The following is a 20,680-nucleotide window of genomic DNA, read 5'->3' as shown; positions in this document are numbered from 1 at the left end:
CATCCACGGCGGTATCGGTATTCGCGGGCTCCGGGTCGCGGGGCGGGCGGGAGCGACGGCGGGTCGGGGTGGGCGGGTCCGCCGCCGTGTCGGTGAGGGAGAAGAGTTCGTCGCTCATCCGTGCTTCGCGGTCGTCGTCATGGTCTCCCCTGATTCTCGTTGGCGAGCAACGGGTTCCACAGCATTCGGGCCAGTTCGCCGAAGCGTGTCGGCTCGTCGCCGCCGTGTTCGGCCGGGGCTCGGGTCAGGTCCGGGAAACGCAGGGCCGGACCCCACACCTGGCGGAGGTAGCGGTCGGTGCGTTCACCGTACGCGCTGTCGAAGTCCTGTTCCGCGGAGAGGGTGGCGTCGTCCACGGTCGCGCCCTTGCAGCGGCGGTCGGCGTAGACGGCGGTCGCGGACGGGGCGATGGGCAGGGGTTCGGTGAGTCCGGCGTCGCGCAGGTGCACGAGTTGGCGCAGGATGGCGCGGGCGGTGGCGGCGTCGGGGGCGGTGAGGGTGGACTGCCAGACCGGATTGCGGAACTGGCCGCGGCCCAGGGTGAGGGCGCGCCAGCTCTGATGCGAACCGCTGGCGGCCAGGGCCAGCAGCCGCACCCAGGCGGCGAGCCGGTGTTTGGGGGCGAGCCGCGAGTAGGTGGCGCGCAGCAGCGCGTCGTCGTGCACGTCGGCGACGGTGCCGGTGAGGCGGCGGCCGTCACCGAGGTCCACCGCCACGTCGATGGTGCGGCCCGGGATCTCGTGCATGGGGCGAGCCACCCGCACCAACTGGTCCACGGTGCCCTCGATATCGTCGAGCACCGCCGCGCCCATGCGCGCGGGCGGCAGGGTGCCGCGCCGCCATTCGGCCGCGCGCAGCATATCGGCCTCCACGCCGTTGAGCCGCGCGGCCAGCATGCGTTCGCCCATGGACCATTTGGTGAGTCCGTCCAGGGCGATCGGCAGCCGGTCGTCGATCTCCTCTTCCTCCTCCGGCACGCGGATGCCGAGCCGCTGCCACAGGAAGGCGCGCACCGGGTGTTCGGCGAAGGCCACCAGATCGGTGAGCTCCACATCGCCCGGCGACGCGGCGGGCAGCGGGGCGGCGAGGAATACCGGCCGCGACTGCTGCGGCTGCCGCGCGGCCACCGCACCCGCGAGGGCCACCGGATCGAAGCTGAACGGATCGTCGGCGCGGAAGTTGGCGGCGTCGAAGGGTTGCAGTGGATGCCGCCGCACGATCCGCGCCATGGCCGCACCGCCGACATGGGCGCGCACGGTGTCGAGCACCTCGGCGAGCGGGATGGCGGGCGGCCGGTGCGCCCCGGTGACCGGATCGGATCCGGTGTGCAGCAGCACAAGTCGCTCCCCCGCCGCCATGATGGCGTCCAGCAGCAGCTGCCGGTCCTCGCTGCGCGGGTCGCGGTCACCGGGGCAGCGGTGCCGGGCCAGCACATCGTCGCCGTCGATGCCGCCCGCGCGCGGGAAGACCTCGTCGTCGAGTCCGAGCAGCACCACCACCCGGTGCGGCACCGACCGCATGGGCACCATGGTGCACACGGTCAGCTCGCCGGTGCGGAAGTTGGCGCGCGAGGCCCGTCCCGCCAGCCGGGTCGCCAGCAGCGCCGCGATATCGGGCAGGCGCAACGGCACATCCCCGGCGTGTTCGAGGGCGGCGGCCAGTTCGCGCCGCGCCTGCACGCCCGTCCACGCCTGAGCGCGGGTCACGTCGGTCAGCAGATCGAGCGCGCGGCCGAGCACCGCGGCCCACTCCCCGGCCGGGCGCGCGGTTCCGGCCGGTTCGGCCAGGGTGGGGCCGCGCAGGTCGCGCAGGCAGACCGCGAGCCGGTCCACGAATTCCGCGAAGCGCCCCGCCAGATCGATGTCACCCGAGTCGACATCGTCGAGCGGCAGCGCCAGATCCAGCCAGTCGGCGCCGGATTCGCCCGCGGCCACGCCGAGCAGAATGCGGTCCACGGCGGCATTGAGCGTGTTCTGCGCGAAATCGCCGAGTCCGAACGCCTGCCGCTGCCGCTGCCCGATACCCCAGCGCGCCCCGGTCTCGGCGGCCCACTCCCGCAGTCGTTCCAGATCGTCGTCGTCGAATCCGCAGCGCAACCGCACCGGTTCGGCCGCGGCGAGATCCAGCACCTCGGTGACGGTGACCCGGCCGTCGGCCAGTTCCAACAGTGTCCCGATCACGCCGAGCAGCGGATTCACCGCCCGCTGCGCCCGATCGGCCAACCGCACCCGCAGTGCGTGCCCGGGATGCCCGGCTTCGGCGGTGTCGTGGGACCACTGCCCGAAGGCCGCCCGCACCAGCGGCGCATAGCTTTCCACGTCCGGGCACATGACCACCACATCGCGCGGTTGCAGCGTGTGATCCGCGGCGAAGATGTGCAGCAGACAGTCCCGCAGCACCTCCACCTGCCGCGCCGGACCGTGACAGGCGTGCACGCCGACGGTCCCGTCCCCGGCCAGCTCGGGTTCGACCGCCACCGGCCACCGATCCTCCCGGATCGCGGCCTGCAGCGTGGACAGCAGGGTGCGCCCGAGGTCCGACGTGTCCGACGCGACCTCCCCCGCCTGCGCGCCGGGCGGACCAGCCCGGCCCGGCTCGGCTGCGGTTGTCCCCGGCGATATCGCGGCGGGCGGGTGGTAGGTGTCGATGTGGTCGTAGGCGCGCAGGCGCTGCTGCAATTCGCGCACGTCGCGGCCGAGGGCGGCGAGCAGCGGATGCCGCACCCGCACAAGGGAATCCGGCATCTCGCTCGAAGGTGACGATCCGTCCGCTCGGTCCACCGGCTCCCGATCGGAGACCGCGCGCACCGATGCGGAGGTATCACCCGCCGCATTGGAACCCGACCGGACTGCTGAATCAGCCTGCGCGTCCGCACCGTTCGACGCCAGTTCCGTCCACAGTGTCGGGCTCGGGTGCACCAGCCACAGGTGCACCTCCCGCCCCGCGGACAGCGCCGACAGCACCTCGAGCTGGTCGGTGGTCAGTCGCGTCACGCCGAACAGTGAGATCCGCCGGGGCAGCGACACCACCCCGGGTTCCGCCCGCAGGTGTGCGCACGCGTCGGCCAATCGCTCGGCCGGGCTCGGCACTCCCACGGCTTCCCGCAGCGTCCGCCACAGGCGCGGCTGCCAGCGCAGATCCTCCGGCAGCTCGCGTCCGGTGCCGTCGGTATCGAGCCCGTCCGCCCACGCGGCGATCATGCCGGGGCGCTGGGTGCCGTAGCCGTCGAACAGGTCCGCGATCCGCGCGGCGGTCGCGTAGCGCCTCCCCACCTTGTGTCCGGCGGCATCGCCCCGGCCGAGATGCCGCGACAGCACACCGCACCACGGTTCCGCCAGCACCGCGTCCAGTACCGGCAGCAGCGTCCACACCAGTCGTTCGGGAGCCCACGGGTCGGTATCGGGGGTCAGCCCGGTCGCCTCCGCCAGCACCGCGCCCACCAGGCTCGCCGGATCCGGGAATTCGATATTCGCGGCGATGCCGTCACCGCCGGTCGCACTGCCGAGCACCGTGGCCAGCCGCTGGATCACCCAGCGCTCGATCCCCTTGGCCGGTACCGCGACGACCTCGGCGGCGAAGGGGTCGTCAAGGGGTCTGGCCAGCAGCTGGGCGAGCGCGTCGACGAGCGTGTCCGCTCGCTCGGCCCGGTGAATGTGCACGAGCTGTGTTTATACAGTCGGCGAACCGGATGCAAACACCGGGTGCCGCGCGCCTTACGGTGACACGCGCCACACGCCGCGGATTTGCTCGGGCGCGTCACACGGGAATCGGCAATCGGTGTGCGACAGTGCTTTGCGGGGAGGGCTTTTCGGGGAGGTAGGCAGTAGCGCAGTAGGTACGGAAAGGCTGGTTCGCGTCGATGTCCGCCACGGTGATTCCCCTGGTGCCCAGAAGCGGGTTCACGGTTCGTCGCGTCGGCGACCGCTGGGAGTTGATCAACTCGCGCCACTACGGCCGCGGCATCGTCCTGCACACCTGGCCGCGCGAGCGCCACTCCGAGGCGTTCGAACACTGCTACCGCCTCAACGGCCGCAGCGTCGAGGAGCTCGAGGCCGCGTTCCGCTGATCGCGGCGGGCATGCGAAAGCCACTGCGGGCAGACGTATTTCGCCAGCTCCCGCACGAATTGTCCGCAAGACGTGCAGAGCGGACACTTCACTGTCTATTGTGGTCCACCGTGCGTTCTCCGAAGCCTCGGCGCAACCGTGTGGCCGCCTCCGCCGCCGTCCTCACCGCCGCCGCCCTGATCCCCACCGCGCCCGCACTGCTGCCGGATGGGATGGGACCGTCCTTACCGACGGCCGCCGCGCAGTGCATGGCCGGCTTCGACTGCGATATGTCCAGCCGCATCGCCCGGGTGGACGACTACCTCCAGGGCCGCCCGGGACTGGTCGGATACGTGGTGCGCGACCGGGTTACCGGCGGCATCTACCGAAACGCCAACGCCGAGACCATGTTCTGGACGGCCTCCACCATCAAGCTGGCGATGGCCGAGGATCTGCTCAACCGCGCCCGGGTCGGCGCGATCGCTCTCGACGCCGGTGACCGCGGCCTGCTGGAATCCATGCTGGCAACCTCCAACGACACCGCCGCCGACATCCTCTGGAACAAGTACGCGGGCGTGGACCGCATGGCCTTCCAGAACGCCTTCCGCGCCAACGGCATGGGCGGGCTGGTGCCGATGCCGCCCACCAGCTCCATGGCGCAGACCAAGCTCTTCCCCGACTGGGGCTTCCAGCAGTGCACCCCATCCGATCTCGACCGGCTGATGGACAGCGTGCTGACCGGTATGCATCCCGACGACCGAAACTATCTCGTCGACCGCATGCGCCGGGTGGACACCAACCAGCACTGGGGGGTGTGGGGTGCGGGCGCGGCCATGCGCCCCGGCCTGAAGAACGGCTGGTCGCAGGAGCAGGGCGGCTGGGTGGTCAACTCGGTCGGCTTCGCCGGACCGGGCGAGCGCTACACCCTGGCGATCATGAACTCGCTCGGCGGTGCGGGCGGGTACGCCGAGGGCGCGGAGACCACCACCCGCGTCGCGGAGATCCTGTTCAAGGGCCGCGGCTGATCCGACCCCCGCGCCGCCGCTCCCTCAGTCCGCACCCGGACCGGAGCGGCGGCGCAGCAGCGTCGGCGCATCGTCGCGCGGGAACGGGATGGTGGAGAAACCCCACGGCATGAGGTAGTCGCCGGGGACCGTCCACTCGTAGTCGCGGGCCAGCGCCGCGATGATGGTCTTCACCTCCATGACCCCGAAGTGCATGCCGATGCACTTGTGCGCACCCGCGCCGAAGGGCAGCCAGGCCAGCCGGTGCGCGCGATCCTCCCGCCGGTGTTCGGCGAACCGCTCCGGATCGAAAAGTTCGGGGCGCGTCCAGAACTCGGGCAGCAGGTGATTCACACCGTGGGCGATGTCCACCTGGGTGCCGGCCGGGACGAAATGCCCGGCGATCTCGGTGTCGCGGGCGGCGCGCCGCACCAGGCCGGGCACCGGCGGCAGCAGTCGCAGACTCTCACGGATCACCAGATCGAGGTCTCGCAGCCGGTCCAGATCGGCGATGGTGGGCGGGGCGCCGTCGAGTTCGGCGTGCAGGGCCAGGGCTTCGGCACGCACCCGGCGCTGCCACTCCGGATGCCGACCCAGGTAGTAGGCGGTCGCCGTGACGGTGGTCGTGGTGGTGTCGTGGGCCGCCATGATCAGGAAGATCATGTGGTTCACCACGTCCGCGTCACTGAACACCGCGCCGTCCTCGGTGCGGGCCCGGCACAGCGCGGAGAAGAAGTCCGGTCCCGGTGCGCGCCGCTTGGCGGGGATCATGCGGGTGAAGTACTCCTCCAGCACCTTTCGACCGCGCAGCCCCGCATACCAGTTGCCGCCCGGCACCGGGAAACGCAGCAGGGCCAGGGCCGCGTGAGTGCAGCGCAAGAACGCCCGGCCCAGCCGTTCGCGTTCGGCGCCGGAATCGACCGCCATGAACACATCGGTGGCGATGCGCAGGGTGAGCTCCTTGAAGGCCGGGTACAGCGGCAGCCGCCGTTCCCCGGCCGGCGCCCAGCGGGCGACGGCGGCGTCCACGACCGCGGTCAGTTCGGTCAGATGCTCCTGCAACCGGTCGCGGGTGAACGCCTGCTGCATGATGCGGCGATGGAACATGTGCTCGTCGAAGGAGAGCAGCAACAGTCCGCGATGGAAGAACGGGCCGATGAACCAGTCCCAGCCGGAACCGAAGTCCTGGCGGCGTCGGCCCAGCACCTCGTCGATGGCCTCGGGTCCGGCCACCAGAACCCGGCGTGCGCCCAGCGCATTGTTGAACGAGACCGGTCCGTACTTGCGATAGCGACCCATCATCTCGGCCGGACCCCAGCGCAGGTACTGCAGACTCCGCCCCAGATACGGCAGCCCGGCATCGCCGCGCACCGCCCGCAGCCCGCTGCCCGGGGGCGGTGCGGCGAGCTCCCGCGCTCGCTCGGGCAGGCGGCGCAGCAGCCGATCGACCACCGCGGTATCGGGAATCTCGAGCAGGGACAGGTTCTCCGCCTCGGCGCTGACACGACCGGCCACAGCGACCATGGCATTCCTCCCTGAGCGACTGCCCATATTGTATTTTCGAGGCAGTAGCGATGTCGGTCGTTTTCCCGATGCGTCCTGATTGGTCGACTCAGCTCACGCCGTACTACCGTTGGGCGTGATGTGTCGTAGCAATACCGTCTTCTCCAGGGAGCAGGACTAGATGAGCACCGATTCTGTAGTGAAGCGCCACCGCGTGGCGGTGATCGGGTCCGGGTTCGGTGGCTTGTTCGCCTGCAAGCACCTGAAGAACGCCGACGTCGACATCACCCTCATCTCCAAGACCTCCACCCACCTGTTCCAGCCGCTGCTGTACCAGGTGGCCACCGGCATCCTCTCGGTCGGCGAGATCGCCCCCGCCACCCGCATGGTGCTGCGCAAGCAGAAGAACGTGCAGGTCATCATGGGCGACGTGCACGATATCGACCTCGAGAACAACATCGTCACCTCACGGCTGCTCAACCAGGACCATCAGACCCCGTTCGACAGCCTCATCGTGGCCACCGGCGCGCAGCAGTCGTATTTCGGCAACGACCACTTCGCCACCTACGCGCCCGGTATGAAGACCATCGACGACGCCCTCGAACTGCGCGCCCGCATCCTGGGTAGCTTCGAGGAGGCCGAACTCGCGCCCACCCAGGAGATGCGCGACCGGTTCATGACCTTCGTCGTGGTCGGCGCGGGACCCACCGGCGTCGAATTGGCCGGGCAGATCGCCGAACTCGCCGACCGCACCCTCGAGGGCACCTTCCGCAATATCGATCCCCGCGACGCCCGGGTGATCCTGGTCGAGGGCGCCGACGCGGTGCTCAAGCCCATGGGCCCCAACCTCGGCGGCAAGGCGCACCGGCGGCTCGCCCGGATGGGCGTGGAAATCCAGCTCAACGCCATGGTCACCGATGTGGACGCGCGCGGCGTCACCATCAAGGACGCCGACGGCACCGAGCGCCGCATCGAATCCGCCTGCAAGGTCTGGTCGGCCGGTGTGCAGGCCAGCGCGCTGGGCCGCCAGCTCGCCGAACGCTCCGACGGCACCGAGGTGGACCGGGCGGGCCGCGTGATCGTGGAACCGGACCTCACCGTCAAGGGGCACCCGAACGTCTTCGTGGTCGGCGACCTCATGGCCGTGCCGGGCGTGCCCGGCCAGGCGCAGGGCGCGATCCAGGGCGGCACCTACGCGGCCAAGGCCATCAAGGCCGGGCTCGAGGGCGAAACGCCCGAGCAGCGCAAGCCGTTCAAGTACTTCGACAAGGGCTCCATGGCCACCATCTCGCGCTTCAGCGCGGTATGCCAGGTGGGCAAGCTGGAATTCGGCGGCTTCATCGCCTGGCTGGCCTGGCTGGGCCTGCACCTGTGGTACCTGGTCGGCTTCCGCAGCCGGTTCGTCACCGTCTTCGAATGGTTCGTCTCCTTCCTCGGCCGTCACCGCGGCCAGATGGCCGCCACCGAGCAGTGGGTGTTCGCGCGGCTGGCCCTGGAGGCGGTCAACGCCGGGGATGTGGACGCGCGCGATGCGGTCCGGCCCTTCGACGGTGAAACGTCCACGGGTAACGGCAAATCCGTAGCGAACGAACCGACCACGCCGTCGAGCGACCGCAGAGTGGGGTAACCCCTAACGTCGACCGGGGGTACGCCCGGACCAATCCGGCACCTGGACCGGATCCGAATGTTCGAAAGCCGTGAACATTCGTGAGAAAGGTCATTCATGGGCAAACGCCAACAGGTTGATCGTCTTTCGCCCCGGCGGCGGCTGAGTTCACTCGCCGTCGTCGGGGCGCTTCCGTTCAGCGTCGCACTCGCGGGCACGGCCTCGGCCGAACCGGTACATCCGGAGGACATGTCCGTCCCGCCCGCCACGGCCACCGAGGAGATTCCGCAGACCGATATGGTGCTGCACTCCCCGCTGGGTCCGCTGACGGTGCCGATCCCGCCGGAACTCGCCGACGGCGTGCGCGGCTGGCTCGACACCACCGCCGCGGCCACCGCGTCGACATCCACCCCGGCCGCGGGAACCGAAGCCACGGAAGCGATGTCGGACGGCACCCAGCCGGTCGCCGACGCGCCCACCACCCGGGTGAGCCGCAACTCCCCCGTCGGCGTGCGCGACATCCCCGGCGGATCGCTCGCGGCCGTCGACCCGGAGCAGCTGCGGATGCCCGATCCGGCCAGTGCGCCGGCGGTCGCGCCCATCGCCGCGCCCGAGGGGAAGCTGCGGTTCGGCGATACGCAGGTCGACGTGCCCGGGTGGCTGTCACCCGAACAGGCCGACCAGGTCAATACGCTGTCGGCCACCGCCGAGGCGGAGCTGGCCCGCACCCTGGACTCGGCCGGGTTCGAGCCGAGCCGGTCCGATCGCATCGCCGCGCAGACCATCGGCACCGCCGCCGTCGGCGCGGCCGTGGGAGTGGGCGTGGCGGCCCCGGCCGAGGCCGCCGCCCTCGTCATGGGCGGTTTCATCGGGGCCATGGTCGGCACGCCGTTCGCTCCGGCGGGCTGGGTGGTGGGTCCGGCCGTGGGCGCGACCGCGGGCGTCACCCTGGTCGCGGTCCCCGCGGCCGCGGCGGGTGCGGCGGTCGGCGCGGCCGTCGGCGCGGCCAATGGCTATCTGGCTCCCGCGACCGAGGTTCCGGCCGCGGCACCGACGGAGCCGGCAACGGCGCAGTAAGGCCGATTTGTCCGGAGGTCGAATCCCGTAGCAGGGGTTCGGCCTTCGCCATCATCCGATTCCGCGATCGGGCAATCTTTCAGCAACGCAATCGATCTCGAAGTCGTCCGATTCCGCGACCAATCCAGGTGACCGCCGGGTCCGAATGTGGGGCGTCGATTGTTCCCCGATGAAAGGTCGTCTATGGCCGCAGGCAAGCACAGAGCCCTCAACCCGCATCGCAATCGAGTCGGCAATGTGGTGGCGGCGGGTGCGGTTCCGCTAGTCCTCGCGATCGTCGGTTCCGGCCAGGCCAATGCCGCGCCGGTCGAGCCCGCCCCGGTGGCGCATCACGACGACGCGCCGCAGCAGTGGCCGCCGGCCGAGGCGCCCAATGTCGCGCCGTACGAGGGTCTGAACATCCCCGACGAGACCCACAGCTCGATCCAGTGGTCGCGACCGGCTCCCGACAAGAGCTACCTGGCTCCCGTCGGCGTGCTGCATCCGCCCGTTCCGGTGGCACCGGTGCCGCCGATCGCCCCGCCGCCCGGCAAGTTCCGGTTCGGCGACGTGGTGGTCGACGCGCCGAACTGGATCGACAAGGAACAGGCGATCCAGATCAACGACAATGCCGCGCAGGTCGAGGCCAATCTCGCCACCTTCCTCGACTCCATCGGCATGGAGCGCAGCCGGTCCGACCGGATCGCCGGTCAGACGATCGGCACGGCCGCCGTGGGCGCGCTCGCCGGAGCCGCCACCGCGGCCCCGTTCGCACTCACCTCCGCCGCCGTCGGCGGTGCGGTCGGCCTGGTCACCGGCCTGGCCTTCGTCCCCGTCGGGCTGGTCGCCGGACCGGTGCTCGGTGCGGCCGCGGGCGCCGCGGTCATCACCGTGCCCGCCGCGGCGGTCGGTGCGGCGGCCGGTGCGGTGGTCGGAGCGGTGAACTCCTTCAACGCCCCACCGCGCGTCGTCGGCGACTGATACAGCCGCCCAGCAGTGCCGGATGCGGCGGGAACCGGGGGTGAGGTCCGGTTCCCGTCGCACCCGGGATACCCGTACTCGCCCCAAGCATGCGATCCCGAAGGGAGCGACCATGTTCCGAACCCAACCCCTGCGCGTCAGCGCCGACTGGTTGTTCGCCCTGCTCTCCATCGACGTCTACTTCGGAGCCATGCGCCCCTGACCGGACCGCCGCGCACACGCCCGGTCACCACGTAGCGAGGTCACATGATCGCGGTCGCCGCCCGACTCGCCGTCCACTCGGTGGCGCCCGGCGGAGGTGCAGTGGCGAGCGTGGAACCCGTTCGGGTGTAGAGAGTTCCGCCCGCGGCCAGGGGTAGCAGCGCGGCGTCGAGACCGGTGGTGTTCACCGTCCGGTCGTCCGGGTAGCTGAGCACACTCTCCAGCGCTCGCGGGCCCGACAGCGTGTCGTCGGTCACCGCGTCCGCGCCGAGGTCCAAGCGGTGCCGCAGCAGCGGGAGATCGCCGATATCCGCGTGCAGCTCACCGCTCCAGTAGCCGTGATCCTCCCCGGTCCGGCCGATCCGCACCCGCTCGCGCAACCGCAGCCGCGCGCCCTCCGCCAACCGCACGGTCGTCGTCGTCACATGCTCGGCCCCACCGGCCACCACCGTGGGCTCCGGATCGAAGTCCAGTTCACCCCCGGCCCCGACCTCGAAGTGCCAGCGCGCCACCGACTTCCGTGTCCCCCGTCCGGGCAGCGCGATGGTCGCCGCCACCGATCGCACCGCCAACCGCGCGCCCGCCCCTACCACGATGGCGATATCGAGTTCGTCCCCGCCCAGCGGTGTGGCGGCCGTACCGATCAGATGCACGGTATCCACTCCGGTCCGCCGCCCGGCCAATCCCCCTACCGCCTCGATCGTCGGCAACATCCCGGCGACCGCGACGATCCGCAGCTCAGTCCGCACGGCACACCCGCCCGGCAACGATCCGCCCGTACGGGCGATCCCGCTCGGTCGACACCCGCGCGGGCATACCGCCCTGCCCGGCGGACACCCCCCGGCCCACGCCGCCCCGGCTCGCGGACACCGACGACCACGCTCCGGTACCACCCGCGCTGGGCGCGCATCCGATGCGCGACATGTTCCCGAGGTCGGGTGCGAGAACGCGACGGCCGGTACCGTCCGTCGCCACCGTCGTCGGCGCATACCGCCGCCGGGCCGCCTCTGTGCCGCCGAACGCGCCCACCGATGGGCGTGCGGCGGCACAGCTCACGGTATGCGGGCATGCGAGGTGCACCGCGGATCCGAAACCGTCGAGCGCGCAGACCCGGCCGATACCGCCTCCCACCACGGTCGGCGGGTAGCGCCGCATCGCCGGTGCCAGCGCATTCACCGGCGGGCACGCCGAGTCGAACCGGGTGTGAGCGGCGAGCCGGGAGGGCGCGTCGCTCACCCGCGGAGCGTCAGTGTGCGTGGGAGGCACCGGCTGCCGCATCCTGTTCCGCGGCCAGGCGGAGCTGTTCGCGCACCCAGTTCAGGACCGGGGTGGCGGCCGGGTCCTCGGTGAGTGAGGTGAACACGAACGGGCGGCCATCGCGGACCTTCGTGGAATCGCGGTCCATGACCGACAGGTCCGCGCCGACCATGGGCGCGAGGTCGGTCTTGTTGATGACCAGCAGATCGGAGTAGGTCACGCCGGGTCCGCCCTTGCGCGGCACCTTGTCGCCACCGGCCACGTCGACCACGAAGATCTGCGCGTCGATGAGTCCGGAGGAGAAGGTGGCGGTCAGGTTGTCGCCGCCCGACTCCACCAGGATCAGATCCAGCGGCGGATTGGCCTCGATGAGATCGTCGATGGCGTCCAGGTTGGCGGTGATGTCGTCGCGGATGGCGGTGTGCGGGCAACCGCCCGTCTGCACCGCGGTGATCCGCTCGTCCGGCAGCACCGCGTGCCGCCGCAGGAAGTCCGCGTCCTCGGTGGTGTAGATGTCGTTGGTCAGCACGGCCAGCGACAGCTCCTCGCGCAACTGGCGGCACAGGGCCGCCACCAGCGCCGTCTTCCCCGACCCCACCGGTCCGCCGATCCCGATCCGCACCGGCTCCCCGGCCGTGCGCTCCCGCCGGGGGCGGTCGTGGCCGTGATCGTGCGGTTCTCCGTCGATGAAATGAGGTGGCATGGACCCCATCCTTACCGACGCGTGTAAACCCGGTGTTACCCGGCTCAGGAAGCGAACAGCGGCATATCGCGTTCCAGGTGGCGCTCGGCCAGCACATCCTGGAGCGGATCGGACAGCGCGGCCAGGGTGTCGACGGCCTCGCGGGCGGTGCGGTCGCACACCTCGGCGAGCCGCACCGTGCAGGCCGCCACCGCCGCCGGGTCCAGGGCCAGCAGCCGCTGCGCGGCGGTCGCGGCCCCGGTCATGGTGGTGTAGACGACCACACCGGCGATCTCCTCCGGCCCCGCCCCACACACCCGGGCGACGACACCGAAGACGGTGGACAGATGCGGCCGGGTGCCGAGCCCACGCCAATCGGCCTGCGGCCACACCTGTTTCGCCAAGCGCAGCAGTCCCCGCCCCTGCGCCCGGGAAGCGGCGCGGGCCGCCGGAGAGGGGGTGCGCGCATCGGCCTCGGCCTCGGCGCGGGCGGGTTCCAGGGTTCCGGCGCACACGGCGGCGGCCAGCGACGCCGCCACCAGCCCGGAGGTGCGAATCCGGCGGCGCAGGTACAGCTCCACCGACCGCACATCGCGCACCATGCCGGAACTCACGGCCTCCTCCACCCCGCCGGAGTGCACGTGCCCGCCGATCGGCAACCGCGAGTCCGCCAGGTTCAGCAGTATCGCGAGGCTCATGACCGCCGCTCCGGAGTACGCATGGCCCGATCCTAGGCCAACCACCGGGCAGGTCCGGCCCGCCCATCCCGGCCCGACCAACGCTGCCCGGCCGTCACCGGCGGCGGAAGCTTCGGGCCATGAACCGGTGCGCGGGCCCGCGCGCGAGATCGCTCCACGCCTGCACGGGGCCGGACCACCAGGGCGTGATCTCGTACGGCCGGGCCGTGACGGCGTGGCAGACCAGGTCGGCGGCCTCGTCGGCGGTGAGGCCGGGCACGCCGGAGAAGTCGGTCGGGGCGCTCATCCGGGTGTGCACGAGCGGCATGTAGATGGTGGTCGTGGTGACCTTGTCGGCGGCGACTTCCGTTGCGACCGAACGCAACCAGCTGTCGAACGCGGCCTTGGAGGCGTAGTAGGCCGACCACTGCGGGGCGGGCGGCACCCGCAGTCCCCAGGTGGAGATATTGACGATATGGCCGCTGCGGCGCTCCCGCATATCCGGCAGCAGGGTGAGCAGCAGCCGCACCGGCCCCAGATAGTTGATGTCCATGGTCCGGGTGAAATCGTGGAACCGGTCGTAGGACTTGTGGATCGGGCGGCGAATGGACTTGCCCGCATTGTTGATCACCACGTCGATATGCCCGTGCTCGGCGAGCAGTCCCACCCCCAGCCGCTGCACCGCGTCCATATCGGTGAGATCGGTGGGGTAGGTGAACGCCGTCCCGCCCGCCGCGCGGATATCGTCGGCCACCCGCTCCAGATCCGCCGCGGTGCGCGCCACCAGCAGCACGGTCGCCCCGGCCGCCGCCAGTTTTCGCGCACTCGCCTTGCCGATGCCGTGCGAGGCCCCGGTGATCAGCACAATGCGGCCCGCGACGGCCTCGCGCAGCGATTTCTCGCGTGGGCGCGAGGTCGGGTACAGCAGGCGGGTCGCCACCCGTTCCGAGAGCGGGCGGCCATTGCCGGTGGGCGCGGTCTCGTTCACGACATCGAATGTATTGCGGTACGCGCTGGTTCGCTGCCGTTGCCGCCGAATACGCTGTGTCGCGCGCCCCGGGGACAGGAGAAGAACATGACTGGCGGTCGGATGGACGCCCGGCGGACCCACTCGGTCTCGCCCGCACAGCGGATCGCGCGCGGTATCGCGATCGTGGTGCTGCTCCCTTTCCGACTGGTATGGGAGGGGCTGAAGCTGCTCGCCCGAGCGATCGACGTGGCTGTCGACCGGTTACTCACCGTTGTCGTGATCCCGGTGGGCCGATTCCTCCGAGACCGGATACTGCGGCCGATCGCCACCGTGGTGCGCGACTTCCTGCTGCGGCCCGTCGGGCGTGCGCTGGCCTTCCTGTGGTGGCGTGGCCTGGCTCCGGCCGGAAACTGGATACTGCGCATGATCCTGGACCCGATCTGGAACGCGCTGTGGCGCTTCGTACTCCGGCCGATCGGCGTGGCGGTCGCGGTAGTGGTCACCTACGCCGTGCGGTATCTGATCATCGCCCCCGCCATGGGACTGTGGCGCTGGATCCTCGCCCCGCTGTGGCGAGGAGTGCGCACCGTGCTCGGCTATGCCTGGCGCGCGACGGCATCGCTCGTGCGCGTGCTGATCGTGGACCCGTACCGCTTCGTCCACCGCACGACGCTGCGGCCGATCGGCGCGGGGCTGGCCGCCACCTGGCGACTGCTGGTGGTGCGGCCGGCCGCCTGGATCGACCGCACCACCGTGCGACCGGCGCGGCGCTGGCTCGCCGAGACCATGCCGGCTGTGTTCGGCCGCTGAACCGGCTCGCCGAGGCATCCGGGCCGCCTTCGGCCGCTGATCAGTGCGCGGCGGTCCCGGGCTCGGACAGTTCCACGTCGCGGGTCTTGGCGAAGGCGGCGACCAGCGCCATGGCGATGAGCAGCACCGCACCCGTGGTGGTAGCGACGTGCATGCCGTCGACGAACGCCTCACGCGCCGCATGGACGAGTGCGGCGTCGTCACCGGCGCGGGTGATGGTCTCCCCCAGCGTGGGAGCGAAATCGCCGCCGTTGCGGAACACCAGGGCCGCCAGTGAACCCAGCAGCGCCAACCCCAGACCGTTGCCGAGTTCGAAGCTGGTCTCCGAGATGCCGACCGCCGATCCGGCCCGCTCCGGCGGCACCGACGACACCGCCACCTCCGACACCAGCGTGAACATGGTGCCCAGGCCCAGACCGGCCACCACGGTGCCCGCGATGTACCAGCCGACGCCGCCGTCCACCCCGACGCCGAAGAGCATGAGATTGCCCAGCGCCGCCGCGCTCGAACTCAGTACGAAGGTGGTGCGCACGCCCAGCCAGCGGCCGATCTGTCCGCCGGTCATGGAGGTGGTGAACACCACCACCGCCATCGGGATGCCCAGCAGCGCCGCCTGCAGAGCGTCGCGCCCGGTGACCGACTGCAGGTACATGCTGGTCAGATAGCTCATACCGGCCAGTGCCAGCATGCCGACGGTGCTGGAGCCGACGGCGACCGCGAACAGTCCGCGCCGGAACAGTCCGAGATCCAGCAGTGGTTCGGCCAGGGTGCGCTGGCGTCGGATGAACACGGTCAGCACCACGAGCCCGACCGCGCCCGCGATCACCGCCTCGGCGTCGACACCCTCGGCGGCCATATGCTTGACCGCGTAGATCAGCGGCAGAATGCCGCCGATGGACAGCGCGACGCTGGGCAGATCCAGCGGTCCGCGCCCGGCCGAGCGGTGTTCCGGCAGCAGGATGGGTCCGAAGACGAGCAGCACCAGCACCACCGGCGCATTGATCAGGAAGACCGAACCCCACCAGAAGTGGTGCAGCAGCACGCCGCCGATGATCGGCCCCACCGCCGAACCGCCCGCGAAGAACGCCGTCCACACGCCGATGGCGGTGGCGCGATCCCGGGCGCTGGTGAACAGGCTGGAGATCAGCGCCAGGCTGGACGGCAGCAGGGTGGCGCCGCCGATACCCATGAGCGCCCGCGCCGCGATGAGCACCTCGGCGCTCGGCGCGAAGGCGGCCACGGCCGAGGCGATGCCGAAGATGGCCGCGCCGACCAGGAGGATATTGCGCCGCCCGATGCGGTCGCCGAGATTGCCCATGGTGATGAGCAGGCCCGCGATCATGAAGCCGTAGATGTCGAGGATCCACAGCTGTTCGGTCGCCGAGGGGTCCATATGCGCGGTGAGCGTCGGCATGGCCAGGTACAGCACCGACATATCCATCGACACCAGCAGCACCGGCAGGATGAGCACGCCCAACCCGAGCCAGGCTCGCGGGGGCGCGGACGTGCGTCGCGGCGTGTTCGAGTGCGCGAGAGTCCCGGTCATTCCCTATCCTTCGGTGCTTGCTGCGTGGAGTCGTTCACGGAGTGCATGCGTACGGCGTACGCGAGAGCCGGGGTACAGTGTACGCACGCCGGTAGGGGAAAGGAAAGCGAGTTATCCCATGACCGAGGCCAAGCTGACGCGAGCCGCCATTGTCGATACCGCCATCACGCTGGCCGACAAGTCCGGGCTGGAGGCGCTCTCGATGCGGCGCATCGCCGATCACCTGGGAGCGGGCGCGATGTCGCTGTACCGGCACATCCCCAACAAGGATGTGCTGCTCTCGGATATGACCGACGAGGTGGCGCGGCGCAATCCGTATCCCGACCCGACCGGGCAGGACTGGACGTGGCGGGACCGGGTGCGCATCGCCGCCGAGGTGGACTGGCGGCTCTACCAGGAGCATCCATGGGTGCTGTTCACCTTCGCCGTACCGCGCTACAACTTCGGACCACACAGCCTCACCTGCCTGTCCTGGCTGGTCGAGGGCTTTCGCGAACTCGACATCGACACCCGCGAGGCCACCCGCATGTCGCTGTCGGTCTGGAGCTACATCGCCGGAGTCGCACTCCAGCAGGTGAGCTCGAATCTGCTGGCGAGCAAGGAGACCGACCCGGACCAGAAGTCCGGCCTGGCCGCCCTGCTGGACGGCACCCCGCGTTGGGAGACACCGCCGGGCCTGGCCGCATTGCACGGCACCGGCGCGACCGACCTGCTCGATCCGGTGCTGATGCTCGACGCCGGACTCACCGCGCTCTGCGACGGCTTCGCCACCGGCCACCGCTGAGTTCTCACCGCCACCACCCGACCAATCACACCCCGCACGCACCCGCCGCGCGAAGGCCGCCGGGCATGTCGCGTCGCCCCACGCGATCCGAACCGGCACCGAGAGATCCGCACGATGTGTCGCATTTGCACCGAATGCACGAGAGCACGGCATGCCGCTACGCACCCCGCGCGCCGAGGCACCGGCCGCCACTCACGACGAGCCGGGCCATCAGCCGCCGTCCGATTCGGCGGCCGGTTCCGAGCCCGAACCAGTAGCAGCGCCCCGCCGCCGAGAGCGGCCGGACCCCCATCCGGATTGCGCGCTCGAGGACGGTGAGGCCGCTCCGGGCACGGATCGCCGACCACGCGTCACCCCGGTCGGCGGCCGACAGCGCGGTACGGAGAATAGGGGGATGTCGAAACGTCGGAAGTCCGCCGCCGGACCCGCCGCATGTCCGTGTGGTTCGTCCGCGCCCTACGCGCAGTGCTGCGGCCCGCTGCACCGGGGTGAGGGGCGGGCGGCGACGGCGGAGGCGCTGATGCGATCGCGGTTCAGCGCCTTCGCGGTGGGCGACGAGGCGTATCTACTGCGCAGCTGGGCTCCCGAAACCCGCCCGGCCACCGTGGAATTCGAACCCGGGATGCGCTGGGAGGCTCTGGAGATCGTGGGCAGCACCGGCGGCGGCCCGTTCCACACCGCGGGCACCGTCGAATTCCGGGCGCACTATCGCGCCCACGGGCGGGCGGGAACGCTGCACGAGCACAGCCGTTTCCGCCGCGACGACGGGGAATGGGTCTACGTGGACGGCGATATCACGCCGTGAATCGTCAGCCCTGGGCGTCGAGCACGACCGCGTAGATGAATCCGTCCCAGCCCTTGCTGCCGACGGTCTGGAGCACGGTGGCGTCCAGGCGCGGTTCGGCGGCGCAGAATTCGATCACCTCGCGACTGGCGCGAATTGCGGGATCGGCCGAATCCGCCTCCGCCACACCGCCGTCGCGCACCACATTGTCGACCATGATCACCGCGCCCGGCCGGGTCAGCCGCAGCGCCCAGCGCACATAGTTGGCGTTGTTGACCTTGTCGGCGTCGATGAACACCAGATCGAAGGGTTCGGGCCGCTCGTCGGCCAGCACGGGCAGGTTGTCGAGGGCCGCGCCGACCCGGATGTCGACCCGGTCCCCCACGCCCGCGCGGTCCAGATTCTCCCGCGCCACCCGCGCATGCTCCGGATCGTATTCGAAGGTGACCACCTGCCCGGACTTGCCGACCGCCCGCGCCAGCTGAATCGTGCTGTACCCGCCGAGCGTCCCGATCTCCAGCACCCGCCGCGCGCCCGTGGACAGCGCGGTCAGGCGCAGGAACGCACCCTGCGGCGGCGAGACGTCGATGGGTGGGAGACCGGCGGCCGCATTGGCCGCCAGCACATCCGCGTCCCGGTCTCCCACCAGGGTGTCCACGAGGTAGCGATCGACGTCCGTCCAGTCTGCGCTCATATCCGTAGTCTGCCACCGGAACGCGGTCCGGCGCCGCGCCGAGAACGCTAGAACAGGAAGTAGCGCTGGGCCATCGGCAGTTCGACGGCCGGATCCTCCGCCCACACCTCGCCGTCGATACGCACCGTGAACGTGTCCGGATCGACCTCGATGCGCGGCATGGCGTCGTTGTTGGGCAGATCCGCCTTGGTGCGGCGCCGCACGTTCGCGACCGGCACCAGCCTGCGGTTCACCCGCAGCCGATCCGCGAGACCGTCCTCGATCGCGGCCTCCGACACGAAGTGCAGCGAGGTGCCCGCCGCCACGGTCGGCGACGCGCCGAACATCCGGCGTGGCAACACCGGCTGCGGAGTCGGAATGGAGGCATTCGCGTCACCCATGGCGGCCCAGGCGATGGCCCCGCCCTTGAGCACGGCGTGCGGGCGCACACCGAAGAAGGCGGGCTCCCACAGCACCAGATCGGCCAGCTTGCCCACCTCCACCGAACCGATCTCGTGATCGAGGCCGTGCGTGACCGCCGGACAGATGGTGTACTTCGCGATATAGCGCCGCACCCGGTTGTTGTCGGCGACCCCGTCGCCGGGCAGCGCGCCGCGCCGCTTCTTCATGACGTGCGCGGTCTGCCAGGTGCGCATCACCACCTCGCCGATGCGGCCCATGGCCTGCGCGTCGCTGCCGATCATGGAGATCGCGCCCAGATCGTGCAGCAAGTCCTCGGCGGCGATGGTGGAGGGCCGAATCCGGCTCTCCGCGAAGGCCAGATCCTCCGGAATCGACGGGCTCAGGTGATGGCACACCATCAGCATGTCGAGATGTTCGCCGAGGGTGTTGACCGTGTGCGGCCGGGTCGGATTGGTCGAGGACGGCAGCACATTGAGATAGGAGGCGACCGTGATGATGTCGGGCGCGTGCCCGCCGCCCGCTCCCTCGGTGTGATACGAGTGGATGGCCCGCCCGCCGATGGCGGCGAGGGTGTCCTCCACGAATCCGGCCTCGTTGAGGGTGTCCGAGTGCAACGCCACCTGCACACCGGAGGCGTCGGCCACGGTCAGGCAGGCATCGATGGCGGCCGGGGTGGTCCCCCAGTCCTCGTGCAGTTTGAAACCGCCCGCGCCGCCGCGCAATTGCTCCCACATGGCCTCGGCGCGCACGGTATTGCCCTTGCCCAGCAGCAGGATGTTCACCGGCCAGGAGTCGGTGGCCTCCAGCATGCGGCCCAGATGCCACGCGCCCGGGGTGACGGTGGTGGCCTTGGAGCCCTCGGCGGGTCCGGTGCCGCCGCCCACCAGGGTGGTGATGCCGCTGGCCATGGCCTCGTCCAGCAGCTGCGGGCAGATGAAGTGCACGTGGCAGTCGATGGCACCCGCGGTGACGATGCGGCCGTTGCCCGCGATGATCTCGGTGGACGGACCCACCACCAGATCGGGATGCACCCCGCTCATGGTGTCGGGATTGCCCGCCTTGCCGATGCCGCAGATGCGGCCGTCGCGAATCCCGATATCGGCCTTGATGATTCCCCAGTGGTCGACGATCACCGCGCCGGTGATGACGGTGTCCGGGGTGCCCTCGGCGCGGGTGGCGCGGGCCTGGCCCATGGATTCGCGCAGCACCTTGCCACCGCCGAAGACCGCCTCATCACCGGCGAGTCCCGGTCCGCCGCTGCGGTCCTCGGTGATCTCGATGAACAGGTCGGTATCGGCGAGGCGGATGCGGTCGCCGACGGTGGGTCCGAACAGTTCGGCGTAGCGGGCGCGGGACAGTTCGGTCATCAGGCATCCAGCTTTCCGGGTGGGGTGAGACTGATTCCGTGCACCTCGCGGGTCCCGCCCAGCGGCACCAGCGAAACCCGCTGGCCCAGGCCGGGTTCGAAGCGCACCGCGGTTCCGGCGGGGATGTCGAGGCGGCGGCCGTGCGCGGCCGCGCGGTCGAATTCCAGGGCCGAGTTCGCCTGCGGGAAATGCACATGCGATCCGACCTGCACCGGCCGGTCACCGGTATTGACCACATCCACCTCGATGCGGTCGGCACCCGGGTTGATCTCGATCGTGCCCTCGGCACAGTGGTATTCGCCGGGAATCAT

The 20,680-nt window shown here is 70.6% G+C and carries 19 protein-coding genes; 8 read left to right on the top strand and 11 right to left on the bottom strand.

From position 1 onward, the window contains the following. Positions 1 to 137 precede the first annotated feature (137 nt). Complete coding sequence (gene recC, locus ON31_RS13255) at positions 138 to 3,659, bottom strand: exodeoxyribonuclease V subunit gamma (protein ID WP_039813466.1); 3,522 nt, start codon at positions 3,657 to 3,659, stop codon at positions 138 to 140. Positions 3,660 to 3,859: 200 nt separating this feature from the next. On the opposite strand from recC, the gene ON31_RS13250 reads away from it, so the two are divergent. Both ON31_RS13250 and ON31_RS13245 read left to right on the top strand, forming a co-directional pair. Next, on the top strand, positions 3,860 to 4,066 hold the full coding sequence (locus tag ON31_RS13250; RefSeq protein WP_029930573.1) for a hypothetical protein: 207 nt from the start codon (positions 3,860 to 3,862) through the stop codon (positions 4,064 to 4,066). Between the two features lie 212 nt (positions 4,067 to 4,278). Next, the gene (locus ON31_RS13245; RefSeq protein WP_051037192.1) at positions 4,279 to 5,070 is read left to right on the top strand and encodes a serine hydrolase; all 792 of its coding nucleotides are present in this window, start codon (positions 4,279 to 4,281) and stop codon (positions 5,068 to 5,070) included. 24 nt (positions 5,071 to 5,094) lie between these two features. Here the strand turns inward: ON31_RS13245 and ON31_RS13240 are convergent, their stop codons facing one another. Further along, positions 5,095 to 6,573 (bottom strand): cytochrome P450, encoded by a 1,479-nt coding sequence (locus tag ON31_RS13240; protein ID WP_051037184.1) that lies wholly within the window; start codon positions 6,571 to 6,573, stop codon positions 5,095 to 5,097. 160 nt (positions 6,574 to 6,733) lie between these two features. On the opposite strand from ON31_RS13240, the gene ON31_RS13235 reads away from it, so the two are divergent. From ON31_RS13235 to ON31_RS13225, 3 genes are all read left to right on the top strand, one after another. Further along, complete coding sequence (locus ON31_RS13235) at positions 6,734 to 8,179, top strand: NAD(P)/FAD-dependent oxidoreductase (RefSeq protein WP_051037183.1); 1,446 nt, start codon at positions 6,734 to 6,736, stop codon at positions 8,177 to 8,179. Between the two features lie 96 nt (positions 8,180 to 8,275). Beyond that, a complete protein-coding gene (locus ON31_RS34630; protein WP_051037182.1) occupies positions 8,276 to 9,235 on the top strand; it encodes a hypothetical protein in 960 nt (319 codons plus the stop codon). Between the two features lie 183 nt (positions 9,236 to 9,418). Next, positions 9,419 to 10,195: a hypothetical protein gene (locus ON31_RS13225; protein ID WP_063821488.1), complete on the top strand. Its 777-nt coding sequence runs from the start codon at positions 9,419 to 9,421 to the stop codon at positions 10,193 to 10,195. Positions 10,196 to 10,437: 242 nt separating this feature from the next. On the opposite strand, the gene ON31_RS13220 is transcribed toward ON31_RS13225, so the two are convergent. From ON31_RS13220 to ON31_RS13200, 5 genes are all read right to left on the bottom strand, one after another. Beyond that, complete coding sequence (locus ON31_RS13220) at positions 10,438 to 11,145, bottom strand: urease accessory protein UreD (protein ID WP_039813462.1); 708 nt, start codon at positions 11,143 to 11,145, stop codon at positions 10,438 to 10,440. Further along, on the bottom strand, positions 11,135 to 11,632 hold the full coding sequence (locus tag ON31_RS13215) for a hypothetical protein (RefSeq protein WP_147287237.1): 498 nt from the start codon (positions 11,630 to 11,632) through the stop codon (positions 11,135 to 11,137). Before ON31_RS13215 ends, ON31_RS13220 begins: the two co-directional genes overlap by 11 nt. A gap of 10 nt (positions 11,633 to 11,642) precedes the next feature. Continuing rightward, positions 11,643 to 12,356 carry an urease accessory protein UreG gene (ureG, locus tag ON31_RS13210; protein ID WP_039813457.1) on the bottom strand — a complete coding sequence of 238 codons (714 nt, stop codon included), beginning with the start codon at positions 12,354 to 12,356 and terminating at the stop codon, positions 11,643 to 11,645. A gap of 44 nt (positions 12,357 to 12,400) precedes the next feature. Next, positions 12,401 to 13,033, bottom strand: coding sequence for an urease accessory protein UreF (locus ON31_RS13205; protein WP_039813455.1), 633 nt, complete (start codon positions 13,031 to 13,033; stop codon positions 12,401 to 12,403). A gap of 94 nt (positions 13,034 to 13,127) precedes the next feature. Beyond that, positions 13,128 to 14,000 carry an SDR family NAD(P)-dependent oxidoreductase gene (locus ON31_RS13200; protein WP_255222084.1) on the bottom strand — a complete coding sequence of 291 codons (873 nt, stop codon included), beginning with the start codon at positions 13,998 to 14,000 and terminating at the stop codon, positions 13,128 to 13,130. A gap of 87 nt (positions 14,001 to 14,087) precedes the next feature. On the opposite strand from ON31_RS13200, the gene ON31_RS13195 reads away from it, so the two are divergent. Continuing rightward, positions 14,088 to 14,792, top strand: a complete 705-nt coding sequence (locus tag ON31_RS13195) for a hypothetical protein (RefSeq protein ID WP_147287236.1) — start codon at positions 14,088 to 14,090, stop codon at positions 14,790 to 14,792. A 40-nt stretch (positions 14,793 to 14,832) separates the two neighbouring features. On the opposite strand, the gene ON31_RS13190 is transcribed toward ON31_RS13195, so the two are convergent. Next, entirely contained in the window at positions 14,833 to 16,338 is a 1,506-nt protein-coding gene (locus ON31_RS13190) for an MFS transporter (protein WP_039813450.1), read from the bottom strand. A gap of 118 nt (positions 16,339 to 16,456) precedes the next feature. On the opposite strand from ON31_RS13190, the gene ON31_RS13185 reads away from it, so the two are divergent. Both ON31_RS13185 and ON31_RS13180 read left to right on the top strand, forming a co-directional pair. Beyond that, a complete protein-coding gene (locus tag ON31_RS13185) occupies positions 16,457 to 17,122 on the top strand; it encodes a TetR/AcrR family transcriptional regulator (protein ID WP_039813447.1) in 666 nt (221 codons plus the stop codon). 394 nt (positions 17,123 to 17,516) lie between these two features. Further along, on the top strand, positions 17,517 to 17,927 hold the full coding sequence (locus ON31_RS13180; RefSeq protein WP_039813444.1) for a YchJ family protein: 411 nt from the start codon (positions 17,517 to 17,519) through the stop codon (positions 17,925 to 17,927). A gap of 4 nt (positions 17,928 to 17,931) precedes the next feature. Here ON31_RS13180 and ON31_RS13175 read toward each other — a convergent pair whose 3' ends face one another. The 3 genes from ON31_RS13175 to ON31_RS13165 are packed head-to-tail and all read right to left on the bottom strand — an operon-like array spanning position 17,932 to position 20,680. Next, on the bottom strand, positions 17,932 to 18,600 hold the full coding sequence (locus ON31_RS13175; RefSeq protein WP_039813441.1) for an O-methyltransferase: 669 nt from the start codon (positions 18,598 to 18,600) through the stop codon (positions 17,932 to 17,934). 47 nt (positions 18,601 to 18,647) lie between these two features. Further along, complete coding sequence (locus ON31_RS13170; RefSeq protein WP_039813439.1) at positions 18,648 to 20,369, bottom strand: urease subunit alpha; 1,722 nt, start codon at positions 20,367 to 20,369, stop codon at positions 18,648 to 18,650. Continuing rightward, positions 20,369 to 20,680: an urease subunit beta gene (locus tag ON31_RS13165; RefSeq protein WP_039813437.1), complete on the bottom strand. Its 312-nt coding sequence runs from the start codon at positions 20,678 to 20,680 to the stop codon at positions 20,369 to 20,371. Before ON31_RS13165 ends, ON31_RS13170 begins: the two co-directional genes overlap by 1 nt.

Source organism: Nocardia otitidiscaviarum NBRC 14405, from assembly GCF_000308635.1.
Classification (GTDB): domain Bacteria; phylum Actinomycetota; class Actinomycetes; order Mycobacteriales; family Mycobacteriaceae; genus Nocardia; species Nocardia otitidiscaviarum.
This window is presented reverse-complemented; position numbering and strand designations above follow the sequence as displayed.

Bases quoted from the DNA above. Each gene is read 5' to 3' on its own strand.
- ON31_RS13175 (WP_039813441.1), bottom strand. From the start codon at position 18,600: ATGAGCGCAGACTGGACGGACGTCGATCGCTACCTCGTGGACACCCTG.
- ureG (WP_039813457.1), bottom strand. From the start codon at position 12,356: ATGCCACCTCATTTCATCGACGGAGAACCGCACGATCACGGCCACGAC.
- ON31_RS34630 (WP_051037182.1), top strand. From the start codon at position 8,276: ATGGGCAAACGCCAACAGGTTGATCGTCTTTCGCCCCGGCGGCGGCTG.
- ON31_RS13235 (WP_051037183.1), top strand. From the start codon at position 6,734: ATGAGCACCGATTCTGTAGTGAAGCGCCACCGCGTGGCGGTGATCGGG.
- ON31_RS13205 (WP_039813455.1), bottom strand. From the start codon at position 13,033: ATGAGCCTCGCGATACTGCTGAACCTGGCGGACTCGCGGTTGCCGATC.
- ON31_RS13185 (WP_039813447.1), top strand. From the start codon at position 16,457: ATGACCGAGGCCAAGCTGACGCGAGCCGCCATTGTCGATACCGCCATC.
- ON31_RS13240 (WP_051037184.1), bottom strand. From the start codon at position 6,573: ATGGTCGCTGTGGCCGGTCGTGTCAGCGCCGAGGCGGAGAACCTGTCC.
- ON31_RS13245 (WP_051037192.1), top strand. From the start codon at position 4,279: ATGGGACCGTCCTTACCGACGGCCGCCGCGCAGTGCATGGCCGGCTTC.
- ON31_RS13195 (WP_147287236.1), top strand. From the start codon at position 14,088: ATGACTGGCGGTCGGATGGACGCCCGGCGGACCCACTCGGTCTCGCCC.
- ON31_RS13165 (WP_039813437.1), bottom strand. From the start codon at position 20,680: ATGATTCCCGGCGAATACCACTGTGCCGAGGGCACGATCGAGATCAAC.
- ON31_RS13225 (WP_063821488.1), top strand. From the start codon at position 9,419: ATGGCCGCAGGCAAGCACAGAGCCCTCAACCCGCATCGCAATCGAGTC.
- ON31_RS13180 (WP_039813444.1), top strand. From the start codon at position 17,517: ATGTCGAAACGTCGGAAGTCCGCCGCCGGACCCGCCGCATGTCCGTGT.
- ON31_RS13250 (WP_029930573.1), top strand. From the start codon at position 3,860: ATGTCCGCCACGGTGATTCCCCTGGTGCCCAGAAGCGGGTTCACGGTT.
- ON31_RS13170 (WP_039813439.1), bottom strand. From the start codon at position 20,369: ATGACCGAACTGTCCCGCGCCCGCTACGCCGAACTGTTCGGACCCACC.
- ON31_RS13190 (WP_039813450.1), bottom strand. From the start codon at position 16,338: ATGACCGGGACTCTCGCGCACTCGAACACGCCGCGACGCACGTCCGCG.